This window comes from Schinkia acidoalkalinis (genome assembly GCF_054301215.1).
This window is the reverse complement of sequence record NZ_CP182573.1, coordinates 37,931-58,538: the sequence shown is the minus strand read 5'-3', so window position 1 is coordinate 58,538 and position 20,608 is coordinate 37,931. Positions and strand designations below refer to the sequence as shown.

General features: G+C 36.7%; 17 protein-coding genes, 1 pseudogene and 2 riboswitches. Of the genes and pseudogenes, 4 read left to right on the top strand and 14 right to left on the bottom strand.

Translation table 11 applies throughout. The annotated features are described in order from the left end of the window. Positions 1-49: 49 nt before the first annotated feature. From ACNQFZ_RS00290 to ACNQFZ_RS00270, 5 genes are all read right to left on the bottom strand, one after another. The gene (locus tag ACNQFZ_RS00290; protein ID WP_458413372.1) at positions 50-640 is read right to left on the bottom strand and encodes a GGDEF domain-containing protein; all 591 of its coding nucleotides are present in this window, start codon (positions 638-640) and stop codon (positions 50-52) included. 126 nt (positions 641-766) lie between these two features. Next, entirely contained in the window at positions 767-1,969 is a 1,203-nt protein-coding gene (gene cytX, locus ACNQFZ_RS00285; protein WP_458413371.1) for a putative hydroxymethylpyrimidine transporter CytX, read from the bottom strand. Positions 1,970-2,031: 62 nt separating this feature from the next. Then, positions 2,032-2,137, bottom strand: a riboswitch (TPP riboswitch). An 84-nt stretch (positions 2,138-2,221) separates the two neighbouring features. Further along, entirely contained in the window at positions 2,222-2,437 is a 216-nt protein-coding gene (locus ACNQFZ_RS00280; RefSeq protein WP_458413370.1) for a hypothetical protein, read from the bottom strand. Positions 2,438-2,582: 145 nt separating this feature from the next. Continuing rightward, positions 2,583-3,281, bottom strand: a complete 699-nt coding sequence (locus tag ACNQFZ_RS00275) for a DUF542 domain-containing protein (protein WP_458413369.1) — start codon at positions 3,279-3,281, stop codon at positions 2,583-2,585. Positions 3,282-3,472: 191 nt separating this feature from the next. Continuing rightward, positions 3,473-4,024, bottom strand: coding sequence for a DUF4256 domain-containing protein (locus ACNQFZ_RS00270; RefSeq protein WP_458415265.1), 552 nt, complete (start codon positions 4,022-4,024; stop codon positions 3,473-3,475). Between the two features lie 153 nt (positions 4,025-4,177). Here ACNQFZ_RS00270 and ACNQFZ_RS00265 point away from each other — a divergent pair, with 153 nt between their 5' ends. Continuing rightward, on the top strand, positions 4,178-4,762 hold the full coding sequence (locus ACNQFZ_RS00265) for an undecaprenyl-diphosphatase (protein WP_458413368.1): 585 nt from the start codon (positions 4,178-4,180) through the stop codon (positions 4,760-4,762). Positions 4,763-4,884: 122 nt separating this feature from the next. Here ACNQFZ_RS00265 and cobT read toward each other — a convergent pair whose 3' ends face one another. The 7 genes and pseudogenes from cobT to ACNQFZ_RS00230 all read right to left on the bottom strand — a co-directional run bounded on the left by cobT (position 4,885) and on the right by ACNQFZ_RS00230 (position 13,333). Beyond that, a complete protein-coding gene (gene cobT / locus ACNQFZ_RS00260; protein WP_458413367.1) occupies positions 4,885-5,934 on the bottom strand; it encodes a nicotinate-nucleotide--dimethylbenzimidazole phosphoribosyltransferase in 1,050 nt (349 codons plus the stop codon). 84 nt (positions 5,935-6,018) lie between these two features. After that, positions 6,019-6,192, bottom strand: a riboswitch (cobalamin riboswitch). Positions 6,193-6,241: 49 nt separating this feature from the next. Further along, complete coding sequence (locus tag ACNQFZ_RS00255; protein ID WP_458413366.1) at positions 6,242-6,853, bottom strand: hypothetical protein; 612 nt, start codon at positions 6,851-6,853, stop codon at positions 6,242-6,244. A gap of 17 nt (positions 6,854-6,870) precedes the next feature. Beyond that, positions 6,871-8,756, bottom strand: a pseudogene (locus tag ACNQFZ_RS00250) (DUF3160 domain-containing protein). A 351-nt stretch (positions 8,757-9,107) separates the two neighbouring features. Next, positions 9,108-9,533 carry a hypothetical protein gene (locus tag ACNQFZ_RS00245; RefSeq protein ID WP_458413365.1) on the bottom strand — a complete coding sequence of 142 codons (426 nt, stop codon included), beginning with the start codon at positions 9,531-9,533 and terminating at the stop codon, positions 9,108-9,110. Between the two features lie 82 nt (positions 9,534-9,615). Next, positions 9,616-10,068, bottom strand: a complete 453-nt coding sequence (locus ACNQFZ_RS00240; RefSeq protein ID WP_458413364.1) for a hypothetical protein — start codon at positions 10,066-10,068, stop codon at positions 9,616-9,618. Between the two features lie 254 nt (positions 10,069-10,322). Beyond that, complete coding sequence (locus ACNQFZ_RS00235) at positions 10,323-10,793, bottom strand: CD3072 family TudS-related putative desulfidase (protein WP_458413363.1); 471 nt, start codon at positions 10,791-10,793, stop codon at positions 10,323-10,325. A 383-nt stretch (positions 10,794-11,176) separates the two neighbouring features. Continuing rightward, positions 11,177-13,333: a transglycosylase domain-containing protein gene (locus ACNQFZ_RS00230; RefSeq protein WP_458413362.1), complete on the bottom strand. Its 2,157-nt coding sequence runs from the start codon at positions 13,331-13,333 to the stop codon at positions 11,177-11,179. A 405-nt stretch (positions 13,334-13,738) separates the two neighbouring features. Between ACNQFZ_RS00230 and ACNQFZ_RS00225 the strand changes: the two genes are divergently transcribed. Next, a complete protein-coding gene (locus ACNQFZ_RS00225; protein ID WP_458413361.1) occupies positions 13,739-14,806 on the top strand; it encodes an NAD(P)/FAD-dependent oxidoreductase in 1,068 nt (355 codons plus the stop codon). A gap of 108 nt (positions 14,807-14,914) precedes the next feature. Here ACNQFZ_RS00225 and ACNQFZ_RS00220 read toward each other — a convergent pair whose 3' ends face one another. Then, positions 14,915-17,869, bottom strand: coding sequence for a Tn3 family transposase (locus ACNQFZ_RS00220; protein WP_458413360.1), 2,955 nt, complete (start codon positions 17,867-17,869; stop codon positions 14,915-14,917). A gap of 29 nt (positions 17,870-17,898) precedes the next feature. Further along, positions 17,899-18,453, bottom strand: coding sequence for a recombinase family protein (locus tag ACNQFZ_RS00215; RefSeq protein ID WP_458413359.1), 555 nt, complete (start codon positions 18,451-18,453; stop codon positions 17,899-17,901). Positions 18,454-18,906: 453 nt separating this feature from the next. Between ACNQFZ_RS00215 and ACNQFZ_RS00210 the strand changes: the two genes are divergently transcribed. Both ACNQFZ_RS00210 and ACNQFZ_RS00205 read left to right on the top strand, forming a co-directional pair. Continuing rightward, complete coding sequence (locus ACNQFZ_RS00210) at positions 18,907-19,392, top strand: hypothetical protein (protein WP_458413358.1); 486 nt, start codon at positions 18,907-18,909, stop codon at positions 19,390-19,392. 61 nt (positions 19,393-19,453) lie between these two features. Continuing rightward, positions 19,454-20,398 (top strand): hypothetical protein, encoded by a 945-nt coding sequence (locus ACNQFZ_RS00205; protein ID WP_458413357.1) that lies wholly within the window; start codon positions 19,454-19,456, stop codon positions 20,396-20,398. Positions 20,399-20,608: the final 210 nt, after the last annotated feature.

Genomic DNA, 20,608 nt, shown 5'->3' with positions numbered 1-20,608 from the left:
AAGCGACTCAAAAATTTAGAAAGCAAATTTTTGAGTCGCAGCTTGTATTCTATAACAAAACATTATTCCAAATCACTTGATTCCTTCCGCCTTTTTTAGCGGAATCCATCGCTTGTTCTACCGCTTTATAAAATTCAATTGGATTTTCCCATATAAATGGTGTTTTTGTCCCCACGCCAAAGCTTACCGTTACATAACTTGACGTAGTTGATTTATGATGTGGAATTCTCATTTTTTCAATTTCTTGGCGGATAATTTCTGCTATTGTTAGCACACCATTTATTCTTGTATCCGGTAGAAGGATGATAAATTTTCCGCCCTCACAACGCGCAACAAAGTCTTCTGGTCTTTTTAATAAAGATTTAACTTTAGTACCTATTCTGAGGATTGTATTGTTACCTGCATCGAATCCATATGATTCGTTAAAAAGTTCCAAATGATCAAAATCGAATAAAGCCAATGAAACGGGTTCAAGTTTGCCTAGAGCACTTTGCCAAGTTTGGTTATAAATATCCTGAAAGTAAGAATAGTTTGGAAGTCTTGTTAAGTTGTCTATCAAGGTAAGGTGATTTAAATCTTTATCAATCATAATCCCATCATTAATACACTCAGATGGTGAACTTTCCAGTCGTCCCTCCATGCTATCACACTCCATTTTTTACTATGTGACCAAAACAAAGGTAAAAATCTCTAAGCTTATTGTTTCATTGTATAGGACTTTTGGCTATGATTTATATCATAATTCTGCTTAGTTATCCAAATATTCCTAAAACTGATTTCCTTTCTTCAACACCTTTTTTTCAATGGTATTTGTTACAATGCAAAGCAGAATAATAATAACAACTACAGGAATTGTGCTGCCAACTGGAGTATCAATATTTAAAAACATTCTATAAATAATAAATCCAACTACCCAAAGAATAGAATTGATTACATTGAATTTTTTTGTGTTGTCACGTTTCCCAAGGATAAAGTAGTCAGTAATGAGTATGGCAATCATCGGCACAAATACTGAGCCGATTAAATATAAAAAGTTTTCATATTGCTCAATCGGCGTTAATATTGCAATAAGCGTTCCTGCAGTACAGGCCACAACAGAAATGAATTTTCCACTGAACCTCTGGGTGATATTAAGCATACTTTCCCCTGCTGAATATACATCCAAAAAGGTTGTGGTTACTGTTGATAGCACAACAATCAGCATAGCTGCTAAACCAAGCCCCGCACTAGCTAAAATTTGCACAACGTCTGAATTACCCGCAAATAAGGCACCGCCAAGACCGATTGCATACATAAAGGAGCTGCCAACAAAATAACATACAGTACTTAAAAGCGTATAGGCGATCGGTTTATTTGTGTTTTTTGTATAGTCCGAAATGAGTGGAAGCCAAGAAATGGGCATAGCGATTGAAAGCTCAAGCGCAAGTCCAAAGCTCATTGTTTCACTGATATCCACGCTATTGTCACCCTTAAACACAACAGCAACCAATATTGCAGTTAATATAAAAAGTGCCCCGACTGCAAATAAATTTAGTTTTCCCACATTTTTTATTCCAGCCAAAATCCAAATGATAATCATGGCTCCCATTAAAATACACCAAATCGTATCATTTCCAAAGCTAACCTGGCCATTCGCGACACTACCAAAAGCACGGGCTCCACTGATAATCATGACTGCAGTCCAACCAATAAGCTGCAAAATATTAAGAATAGAAAAGAAGATTGACCCATTTTTACCAAAGGAAAACCGAACTGTTTCCATAGCCGATAATCTACTTTTTGCCCCTATTAAACCAGCAAAATAAAGGAGCGAACAACCGATAATATGCCCGACAATAATGGCAGTCATCCCTAAACCAAATCCCAGAGGGGCAAGCAGTGCCCCCGTTAAAATCTCTGCAATTGAAATGGCGGCACCAAACCATAAAAGTGCCCCACTTAAAAATGATATTTTGTTCTCACTGCTCATAAAAAACCTCCTAAAATAGTAAAAGTGGGATATGCAACAACAGGCATATCCCACTAAATATGTAAAAAATAGTGTTAATTCCCTACGTTGGCATTATCCAAATCAGGTTAAAGGGTCGAAACCTCTTTGTTTCCTCTCAGCCCTGTCCGAGCTCCCCTGCATATGTAATTTAAATCAACTTAACACAAATAAAAATGCTTGTCAAAATATACAACTTTTTTAGATTATTAGATTCAGAGTGATACTTATGGGTTATTTGCTTTTCTTTTTCGACATTTTCATTTTTATTGTATCTATGTAAATAAATAACCCTGAAATAACCATAAAAATCATACCAACTGCAGCAAACGGTGTTATTATTGAATCATATGCGCTATTCTCCAACGAAACCTTTAATATTATTAAAATTACCATCGGAATTGTAAAAGATCGATGTATTTTTCTTACGTTTACAATAAACTTCCTCAATTTATATTCATCCCTTCATTCTAATTGACACAAAACCCAACGAAAATGCACTATTTCTATACCATTGACATCTATGTTATCACCTATTCTCTCCTAAAGTAAAAAACACAGGGACAGATGCCCCCATGTTTTCTTCTTGGTAAAATTAAAGGTATCTTTTAAATAAAACGCTGTTTTCCTTAGCAATATGAAGAAAAATATCATCCGCCAATTCATGAAGCTTCGAATAGACTGCCCTCATCGTGGGACATGCATATTCCGGTGGAGTAAAATCGTCGGTCTCTTTGATGATGCGCTTAATAATCTCTCCAGCACCATCGTGTTCACTTTCCAATTCTAAAATATTTAACCGGATTGCTTCCCTTTCTTCTGGCGTTTTATCGGGCATGCGCATTGCTGGGAAGAGTTCCTTTTCCTCTCTAGCGAAATGCTCCTCCAACTCCATCTTTAACTCGCTAAAATCCCTATGCAGATTCAAAAGCAGTTCTTTGCCATGGTTATAGTGAGCAAGCAATATCTTATTCACTAGCTGTTCCAATTCCCTCCACAAAGCACGCTCTGGTTCGTGATGGACTTCCATAATTAGATCGATAAGCTGTTCATCCGTAAGCTCCGACACAGGTAATTCTTTATCAGGTCTCTCCAAAAAGTCACTGTATGCATCCTGTACCTCGGTAATGAATTCTGGTGTTAAACCTGCATCTTCAATGGCTGCTTCAAGTGTACGGTCCCCTTGACAACAGTAGTCAATATGCAGTTCATTTAGACGTGACGTAATGGCAGGAAAATATGTTACAAGTTCTCCAAGATGTGTTTGTCCACTAACAGAAATGATTTGTTTCATTTGAAAATCCTCCTTATTTGAGTAGGCTTTTTTGATACTTTTCTTGTTTCCTTCTTTCTATACCTTAATTCTGACCCATAATAAGGATAATTTCTTTGATTAAAATCAAATTTAAATAAAATAAACGAGAATCGCAACTGAAGCTGCATCAAACACACTTGGGCGTATTTGTACCCAGATTTTCTTAAACTTTAGACCCTTAGCGAGCCACGGAACCCCCTGGCGGCATAATAGGATTCTGCTCCATTGTGGTATACAAAGACAGTATCGTAGCGACGATCACAAAAGATGGCCCCACCGAGTTTTCTAATATTAGCAGGGGTTTTCACCCAGCTCGATGTTTTCGTATCGAAATTCCCAAGTTTCTGCAGCTCCCGGTATTGTTCTTCCGTTAAAAGTTCAATTCCCATGTCGGCAGCCATATCAATAGCAGTATTTTCTGGTTTATGTTGCTTCCTTGACTCCAACGCTTCACGATCGTAACAAACACTTCTGCGACCTTTAGGACTTTCCGCTGAACAATCATAAAAAATGTATTCGTCCGTCATTTGATCATGACCAATAACATCTGGTTCACCGCCAGTACTTTCCATTTCACCAAGTGACCACAGTTTTCCAGTATTAGCTTCCAGCTTCGCTTGGACTTTAGTCCATTCTAAACCTTCATGGCGATTCATGTTTTTCTCAAAACGGTCTTTCAATACTCTGAGTAATTCTTCACGTTGTTCTAGTGACAACTCCATATTATTCTTAGTCAAATTAGGCTCCCCCTTACATCTTAAGGAATTTTTAATGTTTTCTTAAGAAAATAAAAAGATTCATTTATTATACTTAGTATGCCCACTTTTCAATGCAATAACATTTTAGTAGTTTAGTTAATTCAAGGAGAGGTTGAGATGAATTATAAAATATTTCAGGCTATCAATGAAAATGCAGGTCATCATCCATTTTTAGATGGACTAATGGTTTTCGTTACCAAAGACGCACTCATTGTTTATGCGTTCGTTCTTCTGTTCATGTGGTTTTTTGGAAAAGAAAAACTGAAATATGCTGTTGTGTTTGCCGCAATAACTGGCGGTATTGGTTTATTCATTAATTTTATCTTAGGCCATATATACTTTGAACCACGGCCTTTTGTAACACATAATGTTCATCTATTACTTCAGCATGCAAAAGATTCTTCGTTTCCTAGTGATCATACAACAGGCGCATTTTCCCTAGCACTTGCCGTATTATTGCGCCATCGAAAAATTGGTTTTGGAATGCTTGTGTTTGCAATTGTAACAGGGCTCTCCCGTATTTATGTGGGTCACCACTATCCTTTTGATGTTCTAGGGAGCATTATTGTTGCACTATTCAGTAGTACACTAGTTTATAAATTCAGTTTTGTATTTGAACCAATTGGGCGAATGATTATTAACATTTACAATCGAATTCCCCTGGTACCTAAAACTGAACAAAGCTACTTAAAGCAGAGATAAAACATCGGTAATTCTCCGGTGTTTTATCTCCGGTTGAATTTTTATCAATTCTTTTTATAATAAGGTCCAATTTTGTCTATTCGATTGTTCCAAATATTACTACTTATTTTAAAATGAACAAATCAAAGTTTAAGGCCAACGTCAGAAAAGGTAGCCATATGTTGGATCATATTACATGCAGATTCAATGATTGGAAATGCTAAAGCCGCCCCTGATCCCTCTCCAAGGCACATATTCATGTATAAGATTGGTTCAATTCCAAGCAATTCACTAGCCTTCTTACCACCTGGTTCAGCCGATGCATGCGATGGGATAAGATAATCCTTTACCTTAGGTTCAATTGAAATAGCAAGTAAAGCAGATACAGTAGAAATATAGCCATCAATTACTACAGGGATGCGATTTGCAGCTGCACCTAACATGACTCCAGCCATACCACCAATTTCCAGGCCTCCCACCTTTGCAAGGACATCAATGGCATCTGCCTTATTTATATGATTGATTTCAATCGCTTTCTTAATCACGTCTATCTTATGTGCTATTCCCCCTCCACCAACACCTGCACCAATGCCAGTAATCTCGTTAGGTTCAATATTCCCTAGTACAGACAAAATCGCTGTACTTGGAGTAGTGTTTCCAATTCCCATTTCTCCTGTCCCGAGTAATTGGACACCTTTTTGAATTTCATTATTTGCAACCTCTATACCTACCTCCAACGATAGGATAGCCTCTTCTCTTGTCATAGCAGGACCATTGGCTATATTGTCTGTACCATTTTTAATCTTTCTATTAATGACAGGAACATCACCTGGAAGCTCTCCTTTTACCCCAATATTTACTGGAACAATCTTTGTATTCGATGTTTTTCCTAATGCACAGACCCCTGTTATTCCTTTTGTAAAGAACATTGTTTGTGCATACGTTACCTCTTGAGGATTACTAGAAATTCCTTCTTCATAAACCCCATGATCTGCAGCCATTACAACAATAGCTTTTTGATCCACCTTCGGGTAAAGTACACCATAGATTCCCGCTAATTGAACAGCTAAATCCTCCAATCTTCCTAAACTCTTCGATGGCTTAATTAAGCTGTCCACCCTGTTTCTTGCCTTTTCCATCATTGCTCTATCCAATCCCTCAATACGTTGAATCGTTTGCTGTAATAAATTCATCTTTTTTCTCTCCTCTATAAAAAAAATAAAAAGCCTATAGTTTATTCGAATAGCAAATAAACTACAGACTTTTCCATCATCTATATGTACAAAAGTATATAGGCAGGTCTCCTGGCTCTGGATCATCATTTCATAGCCCTTCCCAGCAAAAGCCAGTGGCATTTTCTATGAAACTTCCCATTACAGTGGCGGGACCGCTGAAGATTTCCACTTCATTCCCTATTCTCCCCGAAGGGCACCTATTACTTTTATTCATTTTTATAAATTTATCTTATAATGGATTTCGTTAATAAGTCAATCCTTAAATTTACAATGAGATTCGGGAAAATCCCCAACCATTCCACTTCCATATGGTTATCTCCCGCTTGAAAGGATCGGTATAACTACCCTCTATCGTTATCAACTCGTTTTTACCATCTCCATTCAAATCAATACTGTCAGCACAGTAGTTAGGAGAATCAAGGTTGGATGATTGCCAAACCGGTTTGATTTTGCTTTTTTCTAGCTTGAAAATAAAAAGGTGATTTTTAACTTCCGTATCCTCTTCCTCTATCCAAAAGGGCTTATGAGGACCAAAGCTCCCTTCTTTCCATACTAAAAGGTTAAGCTCAAAATTACCATCGTTGTTCGTGTCTCCCAAGAAAAAATAATCAATCCACCAAGTATCCGGAGACTCCCAAATGGTATGAGAGTCACCTTTTACAGTTATTTTACCATTATGCAAAGAAAACTCTTCCGTGACTCCATTTTCATCCAGGTCGATTTGCTCCGTTTTCATCACTCTGTGTGCCGGCAGCTTCATGCGGCTATCCCTAAAAGATGAAATATCATCATAAGCACTGCCATCGATATCCTTTTTTTCAGTGGTAGGACTGCAACCAAATAGCATTCCCATCAGCAACAAGGTACCAACTATCATGAAAATGAAAGGTATTCTCATGGGGCTATATAGGTTTTAGTCCAACCGGGTAGTGGTGGAACCTCACCAGAATCAAGCATGTCATGCCATTTTTGATCGGTTAACCGGTCATCAAGTGGCCAAGGAAACTCATAATAGGAATAGACACCACCGCTGGCGATTCTTAAACTACCATCGACTGGAACAATAGCATAAATTTCAAAAATATTTCCGGTGGCCTCCTGCAATACTTGTCCATTTGGATCAGTAGCTACATCGGTTACAAGGGCCGCAGGGTTTTCAGCCATAGCGGAACGGTGATCGACGCCAATATCACGAAGTGCCTCAAGCCAGAAATGTTCCAATTGTCCTCCGTAGGATCGAATTAAATCATATTCCTCATTAGAAAGCGGAGTATTTGAAAGTTCCTTTTCTGAAATAGTTTTTAAGGAAAGAGCCAACTGCTCCATGCGGTCCAAGCTGTCACGGTCTCTTTCGTTTAAAAGATTCCGCGAAGATAACCCTTCCCTTGTCATGTCTACCAAGCCAGCAAGGCGGCCATACAGAATTGGATTGGGCTCGATATACCCCCGGTCATCCACACCTTCCTCCCCTCCGCCCATTTCAGCGTATGCCTGCTTGGCATAAAGGATCGTATCATGCTTAAGCTCGGTCCAACTGGATACAAACGTATTCAAGTCTTTCCTCATCCAAGACTCGTTTTGCATAAATGATGGATATCCCTCTCCTCTTTTATTAGGCAAAGAATCTAGTGTATACAGCCAACCCCAGTAAAGGTTTTGTGTCCAAGCTTTTTTATCTAGATTAGTGATATACTCCTGAAGTTTGCTCATATTGTTTGGATATCCGGCATACTTTGTTTCCCCTTCACTTTCTAAGATGGCATAAGCTTCCTTTGAACCCATGGCAGCAGGGATATCCAATGCTTTAGGAAGCATTCTTCTCTGCCCTTCACTATTTTCTTTCACATCACGGTAAACCAAACGCTGAAAAACAGCGGCATCAAGAGTAAACCGCTGACCCATAAAACGAAGGCCGTTGATTGCTTTTTCACGGTCAGGTTGGATATCTTCATCAAAGATTGGAATTGAATTGATCACCGACGGCTCCATCTTTGAAGCAGCTTCCATAAATGAACGCCATTTTCCTTCATCGGAGGCAATTCCCTTCAGTTCAATATCGGCTCCATATATCTTTTTCAAAAGACTCATGTACTGTAAAAAGGATAAATCATCGGCTTTTCCTACAAAAAAGTTGGTCGGTTGGTATATTTCATCCCACTTTTGCCCATTATCACCTCTACTAAGAGCAAGAGTCATTAAGATCGCCGACTTTGTTTCATCCTCACTTTGGGTCCTAAACGTCATTCTTCCATACCACATCATGGCCTTAAAATATGACTGTAAAAGTTCATCCTTATCGTAGTGACCACGCGGAATATACTGTGTATAATCCTCTTGTTGGATATCTGAACCCTTCAATTGCTGCCCCATATTCAGTAATGGGGAGGCCTGAATACCCCCTCTGTTTTCAATGAGTCGCAGTTCCTCTTCCACTTCTGTCTTTACCTTGCCCGAAACTGTAATTTTAAGATTTAAAAGCTTTCCTGCCACCGAGAAAAAGCCGATGTTCCTCAAGGCAGCATTCTCCCATTTTGTTCCTTTAAGATCTATATACTGTTTTTCAGATTCAGCAAGCATGGCTGAAGTAAGCTCTTTTAACAACGGTTCCAACTTTTCCTTTTCTACTTCACGCAACAAATGTGCAAAAAACAAATGATAGTTATGTACATTGAGTCGGTTGTGATAAAGTTTGGTACAGGTTGATAGCGATTGATTTCGTAAAGCATAAAAAATTCCCGGTATTGACTTGGAACGACGACAAAGCCATTTTCAACTAGCATACGTTCTGCTTCTTTAGAAAACTGAAACATCTCCGTATTCGTTACATTACTTAAGTTCCGCTCAACTACATAAGGTTTAATAGCTGGGGAAAAATCTACAGACAAATCTTTATAATTTGCAAAGTCCGCCGTCATGGATACCGGCATATGAATCTTTTCTTGAGAAGGTTCCTGTCCCTTTTGATTCGTGTTCACACTGCACCCTGCAGTTGCTACGGGTGCTAGTAGAACAAGGCTAATCATACTTAATGAGAGTTTTTCTTTCCAGGACATCTCAACTACCTCCTTTGGTAATATCAATAGATATTCTTTTAGGCGCCGCTTTTCCTTTAAAATGGATTATCTTATTAGCTATTTATCTATAATCTTATAATCTTTTGTTTTAAATATGGTTATATGATGCACATTGGCGAAATCAACTAAATCAGTAAAAATTGTAGTAGGTCGAAAGTCGACAATGCGAATATTTGGTCCCTTCTGTATCTCAATTATTGTGCATTTTGTGGTCCAACGAACACGGCAAAACTTCATCCGAACAATTTGATCGGGAAAAATATCTTTTTTGTAAAAAGTCCTATTCAAAAATAATATTTGATAAATTAAATATCCATCTTCAATCTTAAAACTAAAATCAATGAATCCCACAATAATCACTAGAAACAATGGGATAAGGTATTTTACTATTCCATCATGGTATTCACCGATTATATTCATTAATAATATTGCTGTTAACATAATAAAGAGTCCTAATCTTTCTGATTTTGCATTATACACCATCTATTTTCACCTCTTTACAATTTAATATTAAATCCATCCCTTCCATTTTTCCCATGAGTGATTTTAGAAGCAAGGGTTTTACTTATTCAATACTTAAATAGGTAACACCGTCACTTATTGTTACCTTAAAATTCAAATCATCCTCTGGTGTTAGAACTGTAGTTACGTCTGTATAATTCCCTTTTATAAAATTGATTCCATAACCATTATTAGTTGGATAACCGTATAAATAGCAAACTACTTTACCATCCTTTAAGAAAACAATTTGATTCATTCCTTCACTAACAGTTTCTGAGATACGATCCCATTTATAACCTATGGTTTTATAAATCTCTTCTTTTGAAGTATAGGGATTAAATGAATAGACCACATCCCATTCAAATGGAGTGATATCTTCTAAATGTATAGTATCAACGTTTAGTTCCGATACTTCTTCTTTAAGCAACTCCGCGTTTGCATCCCATAAATCTTTCTTCCATAGATTTATGGAAATAGTAACAATGAGTATAATAATCGAAATGAATGCTACTTTCATTTTCATATTTATTCCCACCTTTACTTACCATGGATACATTACTAGTTACTATAAGTGTAACATTGTATTTTGGAAAATAAAGTCAAAATCGAATCCATATGTTATTTGCTGCAAGTAATTTACATTTTTTTGGTTTTTACCAACCGTTATCTGGACTCTTACCATTTTTAAAGTATCAAAACGTACCAGCGGTGGTAAGCTATCTGATTCACTCTAAAAATTTATGAAATTAAAAAAACGATTCAGCGTTTTTGCTAAATCGTTTTTTTTACATGAACTAAAGGATTAAATATGGGTTGTGATTCATTGGGTAAAAAATATTGTTTACCCGTTTTAATACACTTCTCTTGTAACAATGACTGAAATTCTTCAAAAAAGACACCTCTTGACTGATCACAAGAAGGGCTGCTTTGAATTCCGATCGTGCCAACAATCTCATAACCATTATTTTGATATTCCTGTAGTTGTTCAATAATAGGAGCTAATATTTCACGACAATGTTTCCTGTATTGTGGATTATCGTATTGTTCATATGTCTTGGGTGGACGATTGATGCCTAAGAAGGTATATTCTGGGCATGGAAGCTGGACAACCCCAAATCCTTCCTCCATAATCCATTCCACAGTAGATGGTATGGCACCAAGCGCTCTTGCTTCATCCTCGATGACAGTATTTTGATTTAATATACAGTGAGCAGTAATGATAATTTTTTTAGAGCGCTGCATCGATTTTGTCCCTCTTTTTTATTAAAATTGCTTTAAAAATTGAAACTCTGCTTAAGATAAACATTGTAAGTAAACATGTCGCAATTTTATCAACTACATTTCCGGTTATTCTTGAAATGAAGGTAGAGGCAAATATACTCTCACCCGCAGACCTTAACCATAAAACCACTAAATCCATCCCTGTACCATTTAACCCTCCAAATACCGCTACCGCAATAGGTGTGCCAATTAATGGCGCAATAATTGATAAGATAATTCCTGTAATAAGGGCTACATACCATTTGCGGAAATCATATTTTAAAGCAACAATAGCCTCCCGTTAAAGCAAAAAGGGTTTCTGGGCTGGCTTATAAAACAACAAAAAGGAAAGCTCAATGCTTTCCTCAATGCTTATGTTTTCCTTTCCCTTTTCCTGGTTTTTGTTTCCATTCCTTTTGCTTATGCTTCTCATACCCTCTTATTTTCACAAAATTAAACGATCTTTCTTTATTAATGCTAGGTATAATTGGCACTTCTGCTGAAGGAATACCTTTTATATAAAGTTCATTATATGCACTGTATACGCTACTTGGTTGTTGGAAAGTAGTTGTTTCTGTACCGAATGTTTGCATCATCGCTTTAAACATGTAATGTGATATTTTCGTCGTATTACCAATCATATAGTTCCCCTGACCATTTTGAGCGTAGCCAGTCCAGATAGCCATTGTATATTGCGGGGTATATCCAACAAACCAGCTGTCGTTTGTTGCAGTTTCAGGATAACCATATTTGGCTGCCGTATTTTGATCATAATTAGTCGTCCCCGTTTTTCCTGCGACATCTAGACCTGGTATATTCGCAAGTTTACCCGTACCATCATTCACGACTGTACGGAGCATATCTGTCACCATATAGGCAGTATAATCTTCCATCACTTTTTTAGGTTCCTCTGTAAAGCTAACAACTTTCCCATCAGGGAAAATTACCTTTTGAACAAAATGCGGTTGATAGTATTGGCCGCCATTTCCAAAAGTACTATACGCTCCTGCCATCTCTAAAGGACTAACGGTATTGCTTCCAATCGCGTAAGATTCGTATACTTTATCATTTTTAAACGAAATGCCAAGGTTTTTAGCAAAAGACTTAGCATTATCTTCCCCTACCTCCCTCATTGTAAGTAGCGCCGGGATATTATAAGAGTTTTGCAGGGCTTTCCGTATCGTCATTACTCCATGAAATTGATGGTCCCAGTTTGAAATGGATTGACCTGTTGCATACGTTGTCTTTTGGTCATTGATTAAATGTCCAGTAGACCATTTTAAATGTTCAATTGCTGGGCCATAATCAAAAATAGGTTTAAAAGTAGAACCTGGTTGGCGTTTCATATCGATTGCAAGGTTGTGGCCTAGAAATTCTGCTTTGTAGTCATTTCGACCACTGCCAATAGCTCTTACTTCACCCGTTTTTGTATCTAAAAAGACAAATGCTCCCTGCAGGTTTGCATTTGGATAGGCAATGATTTCATTAGTATTCAACAATTTTTCTGCATAATCCTGTGCCTTGGGATCTAGGGTTGTATAAATGGTTAGTCCATCTGTACTTATATCGACATCCTTCAGTTTGCCTTTTACTTCTTTTACAACTGCGTCTAAAAAAGCCTCATAAGGCATTCGTTGTTGATTATTTTTCGGTACAAGGCCCTCGGTTACTGGAACTTTAGATGCTTCCTCCATTTGCGTTTCAGTTATATAGCCTTCTCTAAGCATCGAACGTAGGACAAGATTACGTCGCTCGGTGGCCGCTTTTATATTTTTAGGCTTTGTAGGATCATAATGATTGGGACTCTGTGGTAGACCGGCAATCATGGCCGCTTGCGCTAGCGTCATGCTTTTCAAATCTTTTACTTCAATCCCATAGTAGTTCTTTGCTGCAGCTGCCACCCCATAGGAGCGGTTGCCGAGATAAATTTTATTTAAATACATCATTAAAATATCCTGTTTGGAGTACTCTTTTTCCAACTGATAAGCCAAATCCCATTCTTGCACTTTTCGCTTCAGTGTTTTTTCCGGTGTCAAAAAGGAGTTTTTAATGACCTGTTGGGTAATGGTACTTCCCCCTTGAGAGCCGAAATCACCTGTAACATTCACAAAAATAGCCTTGGCAGTCCTTTTAACATCTAAACCGTGATGTTCATAAAAATGGGAATCCTCTGTCGCAATAAACGCTTGTTCCAAAACTTTTGGAACTTGATTATACGTAATTTTTGTTCGCTTTTCCTTCCCGTATTCATAAATGAAATTTCCATTCATATCATAGAATTTCGTGGAAAGAGGATCTATAAGTTTAGAAGAATCTAATGCAGGTACATCCTTTATCATGGAAGCAAACGTAATAGCTCCCGCTCCAACGGAAAAAACACCTAGCACTATACAGACTATCAGTACTTTTTTTAACAGAGACACTTTGTTAAGTGAATTTCTTTTATTTCGTCGTTTTGATTGTCTAGCTTCTTTTTCAGCTTGTTTTCGTTCTTGACGAGAATGATATGTTTCTTCTGACATTTACTTTCTCTCCCATAATTGTGTTACTCTAAGATGGCGTAATAAAGTTGCTCATGATTTATAATTATTGCTTAAAAATTATTCGAATGATAACTGAGGTTTTTGGGGGTTAAGAAGTAAAAAAGACACCTATATATAGTTGAAGCGCTCTGAACTTCAAAAGCACTTTTAAATTCATTTGTCAAACGTATTTTCTATTCAGAAACATATTTGTAAAAATTCCGCAACATAATTGTTGTTATTTAGACATATTTTCGTTATACTTTCATTGGTATTAAATAAACTTAAAGATATAAAAAGTTTTCAACTCCGAGGCTTATTTTTTATTTCAATCGTTTCATATTTCACAAATTTCCCCAACTAAAACTTTACTGAAAATTGAAGATGAAAAGGAGTATCAAAAAAATGAAAAATCTTGTGGTTGTAGGTGGCGGCTATGGCGGGATGAGGGTACTTGCCCGTTTTTTACCAAATCAGCTTCCTGAAGATGTAACAATCACACTTATTGATCGAAATCCCTACCATTGCTTAAAAACGGAATATTATGCACTAGCAGCTGGGACTATTTCTGATCAAGATGTACGTGTGGCTTTTCCCGAACACCCAATGTTAAAAATTGCATATGGAGAAGTGGAAGGGTTTGATTTAAATGAGAAAAAGGTTCTTATGAAAGACATGGAACCAATCCCTTATGACGATCTTATTATAGGGTTGGGCTGTGAAGATAACTATCACAATGTTCCTGGTGCAGAAGAGAACACTTACAGCATCCAATCTATTGATAAATCTCGTGAAACATACAAAGCCCTCAATGATTTACCTGCTGGGTCAACTGTCAGCATTGTTGGTGCAGGATTAAGCGGTGTTGAATTAGCTAGTGAACTTCATGAGAGCCGCCCCGATTTGAATATTAAATTATTCGACCGGGGGAAACACATTTTATCTACCTATCCCGTTCGTTTAAGTAAATACGTAGAAGAATGGTTTAATTCACATGGTGTTGAAATCGTAAGCGATTCAAATATTACAAAAGTTGAACCAAATTTACTTTATAATCACAGCGAATCGATTGCCAGTGATGCTATTGTCTGGACAGCGGGCATTCAATCTAATAAAGTCGTTCGGGACATGCCTGTAGAAAAAGATCGGAATGGTCGAATCGTATTAACAATACACCATAATATTCCAAATAATGAGCATGTATATGTAGTTGGTGACTGTGCAAGTCTGCCTCATGCTCCAAGCGCTCAGTTGGCGGAAGGTCAAGCAGAACAAATTGTTGATATTTTATTAAAACGCTGGAAAAATGAGGAGTTACCTGAAGCATTGCCAACAATCAAACTAAAGGGAATTCTCGGCTCTCTTGGAAAAAAACATGGATTTGGTCTTGTCGCAGAACGACCAGTTACGGGAAGATTTGCCCGCTTTATAAAGTCTGGTATTCTTTGGTTGTACAAATACCATAATGCTTAAGATTGATTAATAGGGGTCCCACCAACAAAAAGCGCAAAACATACGCTAAGCAAATTTCGACATGTAAAAAGCCGATTTTTCCTACGCTAAGGAATCATCGACTTTATATTATAGGATAAGGGGACGGAGTGAATCTAAACTTGTTATTTTCTTCATATCAAAGGTGTATTCCCCAAGAAAATTAATATGTTCCCATCCCAATGGGGAAATATGTTTTAGTAAATCTTCCCGTAAAGTTCCTTTTTCTTTAAGCAATTTTGTGGCTTCAGTAAGATATACAGTGTTCCATACACTAATAGCGTTAATTATAATATTCAAAGCACTTGCACGTTGAAGTTGGTCTTGTAATCCTCTTTCCCGTAATTCGCCTCGTTTCCCGAAGAACAAGGCTCTGGCGAGGCTGTTCATCGCTTCGCCTTTATTTAATCCTCGCTGAATACGACGACGCAGGGCCTCATTAGATATGTAATCCAATATAAAAATTGTCTTTTCTATTCTTCCCATTTCTCGTAAAGCAGTAGCGAGTTTATTTTGTCTAGCATAGGAGCCTAATTTCCCCATAATTAGAGAACCGGACACTTTTCCTTCTCGAATCGAATGTGCTAAACGAAGCACGTCATCAAAGTTTTCGCAAATCATTTTTGTATTAATTCGTCCACGAAGTAAATTTTCTAATGTGGGGAATTCGCTTGGTTTTTGAATCGTGTATAGTTTGGCATCAGCTAAATCACGAAGCCGGGGTGCAAAACGAAATCCCAACAAATGGCTCAAACCAAAAACTTGATCTGTATAGCCAGCTGTATCAGTATAATGCTCTTCAATATTCAATTCTGTCTCATGATGGAGTAATCCATCAATGACATGTACAGCATCTCTTGCATTAGTATTAATAACTTTTGTGTAAAAAGTCGAAAACTGGTCACTTGTAAACCTATATATTGTTGCTCCTTTCCCAGTGCCGTAGTGTGGATTAGATTCAGCATGTAGCGATGAGACACCCACTTGTACGCGCATTCCATCCGATGATGAGGTGCTGCCATCTCCCCAATAAGAAGATAGCGCAAGCTTATGTTGGAAATTTACCAAAGTTGCCTGCGCTCTGTTTAGGGCATCATCATACAAGCGCCATTGTGCTGCATTTGCCATCTGGTGATAGGTTATTCCAGGTGTAGCATCTGCCATTTTTGTCAATCCGATATTGGTTCCCATTGCCATAAGTGCAGCCATTAGGATAACTTTTTCTTCTCCTTTTGGAGGGCGATTTGTTGAAGCATGTATTAGCATTTCATCAAATTTCGTCCAATGGGCCACTTCCATTAATAGATCAGTAAGTTTAATCCTTGGCAGCATATTATATAAGGATAGACTAAAATTCCGCGCTTCTACTGGGGTATCCCGTTCTAAACGATCAACTCTAAGCTTATCTTTTTTAATATTTATTCCTTCAAGACCATCAAGATTATTTGAGACCCACGTAAGTCGTTTAGCAAGAGCTTGTCTTCTTTCTTCAAGATATTCCTCTGCTGACGATTGTACTGCCAGTCTGGTTTCAGAAAGATGAGTCGTTGTCCATTCACCTTTAGAAACAAGATACTCTTCAAAGTCTTTATGAAGTCTACTACCGATTACATATACATCACCAGAACGAATATGATTTCTCAATTCGTTAAGGGCAGCAATTTCATAATAATGTCGATTAATTGTTCCTTCCTCATCATATACATGCTTTTGCCATCGCTTTGGGACAAAATCTAATGGAGCTCCTTCCGAAACTCTTCTTTTTCCAGATTCATTCATTTCATTCAATATTTTTAAAGCACGTAATAATGGTTCAGCAGCTTGAGTAGAGCGGAATTCAAGCGACTTAAGTAAAGTAGGGGTGTACTTTCTCAGATAAGAAAAGCGATTTTCTAATAAATCGAGATAGTCATAATCCATTGGGCGGGCTAATTTTTTCGCTTCTTCAACGGAAACAACGATTTTATCCCATGGCATTACCTTTTCTATGGTGCTAAATGGATCAAGACCTTCATCTCTTGCTTGAATGAGCGCAGCTCCAATATCGGCAAAATGAACAACTTTTTCATTAACTGCTTTTCCGTTTTGTTTTTGCATTTCGTCTTGTGTCTTACGACCTTTCGACTGTAGAATCATCATTTGTCGATCATGAATTTCAATTGCTTGATCAATTAAATCCTGACTGAGTGTCATAAGATATGTTACAAGAATCGCATATTTCTTGTTTTCTTTAAATCTTCTAAAAGAATGGGGTTCATAACGGGCCCCAATACGGGATAATTGAAGTAAGCGATTAGGATGAACTTCCTGTGTGCCAGGAAGCTTTAAATCCCGAATATATTCCAGACGTTCTATTACTTTCAGAAAGGCTTCTGGTGATGATTGGCCGGGAAGTTCTTTCAACCATGCTAATGGAGTTTTTCTATTTTCCACAAAAGGATCAATAAGTTTATCTAATTTATGTTTCTGCCACGGTGATAGAGTGGCAGTTAAAGATTTAAAGATCTTTTCTTCTGCCCTCCGACGAGTTTCCCATACAAGTCGCTCTATTGTAGTCATACCAGGGAGGATTATTTTTCGATTCCTAAGTTCTTCTTGAACAGTTCGAAGTAGATACATAGAATTCCCATTTTGAAGAGCGTGTTTCAAAAGATAATGAGCCACTTCCCGATATTTACTTGCAGAAAAATTCTGATATCCATATTCCTGTCGAATTTCTTCCATATGTTCATGTTTCGTTGGATCTCGTTGGGCATATAAAGAAAAAGAATCAGGATTAGCATCTATTTGTCGAGCTATGTATTGAATTACATATTCTGGAATAGGCTCGACATCAGAAAGAGACCATCCCGGATAGCGTAAGACACATAATTGGACAGCAAATCCAAGACGATTATGGTCTCTTCTATGTCGTTTAATAATTTCAAGGTCATATTGCGAAAAAGTATAGTAAGTTTCTAGTTCCCGTTCGGTCATATCAGCCGGTATTTTTACAAATTCTGCTCTTTGGTCTGCTGTAAGTAATTCTTTCCCTCTTGATGCCATCCTTTCCTCATCCCTTCACAAGCAAAGATTTAATTCTTTTCCAAATATCTATAAACAGTTGTTCTTGAAACTCCCCACATTTGAGCAATATCCGTAATGGGAGTCCCACTTGTCACCAATGTCTTTAACATTTCTAATTCTTTCTTATCTAACTTCTCGGGTCTTCCTCCTAAACGGCCCCTGGCTCTTGCTGCAGCACGCCCAGCTGCTGAACGCTCATGAATAAGATTACGCTCAAATTCAGCAAAAGCTGCAAAAAGATGAAACATAAGTTGTCCCGTTGCGCTAGCTTTGTCCATCGTGATGTTCTCCTGTAGGCTATGGAAACTAATACCTCGATCATTAAGGTCGTTCACAATTTTAATTAAATGTTGCATATTTCTCCCTAATCGATCTAAGCGCCAAACTACTAAGGTATCACCAGATCGTACAAATCGAAGAGCTTCTTCCAATCCTTGTCTTTTATCTTTGACACCACTTAATTTATCGGTAAATATTTCTTCACAACCATGTTCCCTAAGAGCATCCAGTTGTAAATCGAGATTTTGAACGCCTGTCGAAACACGCGCATATCCTACCTTCATTAATTTCTCCCCTTGATTTTTAATTTTCCTATTTTAGTGTAACATAACTTACTTTCAGGGATAATATCTGAACATAGATTTGTTTACTGAGTTTATGAACACTTATAGAATATAGAAAGCTAGAAAACTATTGATATTTTTATGTGTTCAGAAATTGATGAGTTGCTGTACACGATTAATAGTATTAGGTGAAAATCTAATACTATTATTTTTTAACAATTAAGAGTTAAACAAAACTTTACTCGATAACAGTATAGGATTATTTGTTGATTCAACTAATCAAATTTTAAAAAATATGTCGAAACTCTACCTACTTAATAGCATTGTATGCAATTAGTTTGATTTACCAAAAATTTCAAGCGTTTATTAAAGGAGTTTTGCAATAAATATAGAAGTTTATACTATTGTCTTTAATTTTGACAAATAACAAATAAAATATTGGAGGAATGTCTTATGAGAAAAATTTGCTCAATCCTAATGTCTGTTGGTTTAATTTTTACTGTCTTCACGAATGTATCTTATGCTAAAGTTAAGGATGTGGAAACTGATTCAGTTGAGTACGGAAAGAAAAATAGTGTTGCCGATAGTAAAGAATACTTCCTTTCAAGCGAGACGTTATCAGGTGAGGTGGGTATTCAAGCGGGAACATTAGTAAGTATTGAGACTAATGCTTATCTATGGGAAGGCACAGTAGCGTCTTATGGAACAAATGTATGTAGTCAACCGTGTTCTCATTTAAAAGTTGCGAACTACCTTCACAAAAATGATGAAATAATTGATTGGAATACGGATGAACAATTTAATAAAGTATCGGCAATAGCCGTCTCAGATGGGGGAAAATATCAAACTAGTAATACTTATTATAGTGATTCTGATCACTATGTTATGGATATGTACGGGCAAATTATAATAGACCGAACAATAGATGATGATTTGTAAAAAGTAATAAATAGATAATCCGCCCAAAAGGTGGATTATCTACTTTAGATGAGGTGGTTTAATGAAAAATATGAAAATACCCTTTGTTCTTACTATTATTATCTTTATTATTATTTTTATAGTTTATAATATCCATTTTCCAAATCAACAGACCACCAAAAATCCAAATAAAATACATGAAACTGTCCCAGAAACAAAAAATGCACCGGTGGTAGGAACAACTTTAGGATTATTTGATGAAAACACGGCTCTATCTAATTTAAATACTACTTTTATTCTTAATAAGAGGAATTCATTTCAACCAAGTATTTCAATACATAATCGAGATATTAAGGAGAACTTATTTCGGCTCTTATTTGTCTTGGATTATGAACAGGCTGATATTCAATATAATAATAATCAAGTAAACTATATTGATATTTTATTAAAACCAGGTGAAGAAAAAAAAGTAAATATAGAATTAAACAACCTTTCCAATGGAATGCATGATTTTATTGTTTTTAGTATAAGAAGACCAGATGACCCCTTAAGTAAACCGAAGTTTTTTCCACCAGGACATTTTAATGTTGTTAAAAGGACAACACTAATTGTAGGTAACCAACAAAGCAAAAATTATATATCATATAAAAATTTAAATATTGAACAAACAGAAGAGGAAATGCCATTATTTGTATCAATTGAACCGAGAAAGACAATAAAAGGTGAAATTATTACTAGAGTTGGCCAAGAAAAATTCCCCTTATGGATAAACTTCTCTACAAAAATTAACACAAATTATGCAATTTTGACTTTTAATAGTAAAACACTCGAACATGTTGAATTTTATCGGTCGAAAAATAAAGGAGTTTCGAGTATCCCATTTAATTTTACAATTAATAAAAGTAATAAAAATGAAAATTTATTTATTGCTTTAATAGAAAATCCCTTCACGATATTTGATGAAAAATCCTACAGTATTCCTTGGGATGTACAAACAACAAATAGAATTACCGTTATAAACAATTGAGCAGACATTCATCATCCAATATTCAGGATTTTTTAAAATTGTCAATTGAAAGGGGTATTATACCATATCTCATACCGCAGTTGAGTTACTTGGCATTTTATGTTAAGTTAACTCTACTGTTGCTGCTCAGCTCTAACCATGTTTTAATTTTTAGCTTAGAATCATAAATGCTTATTCAAAAATACAACTTTATCTAACTACTTTTTGTCT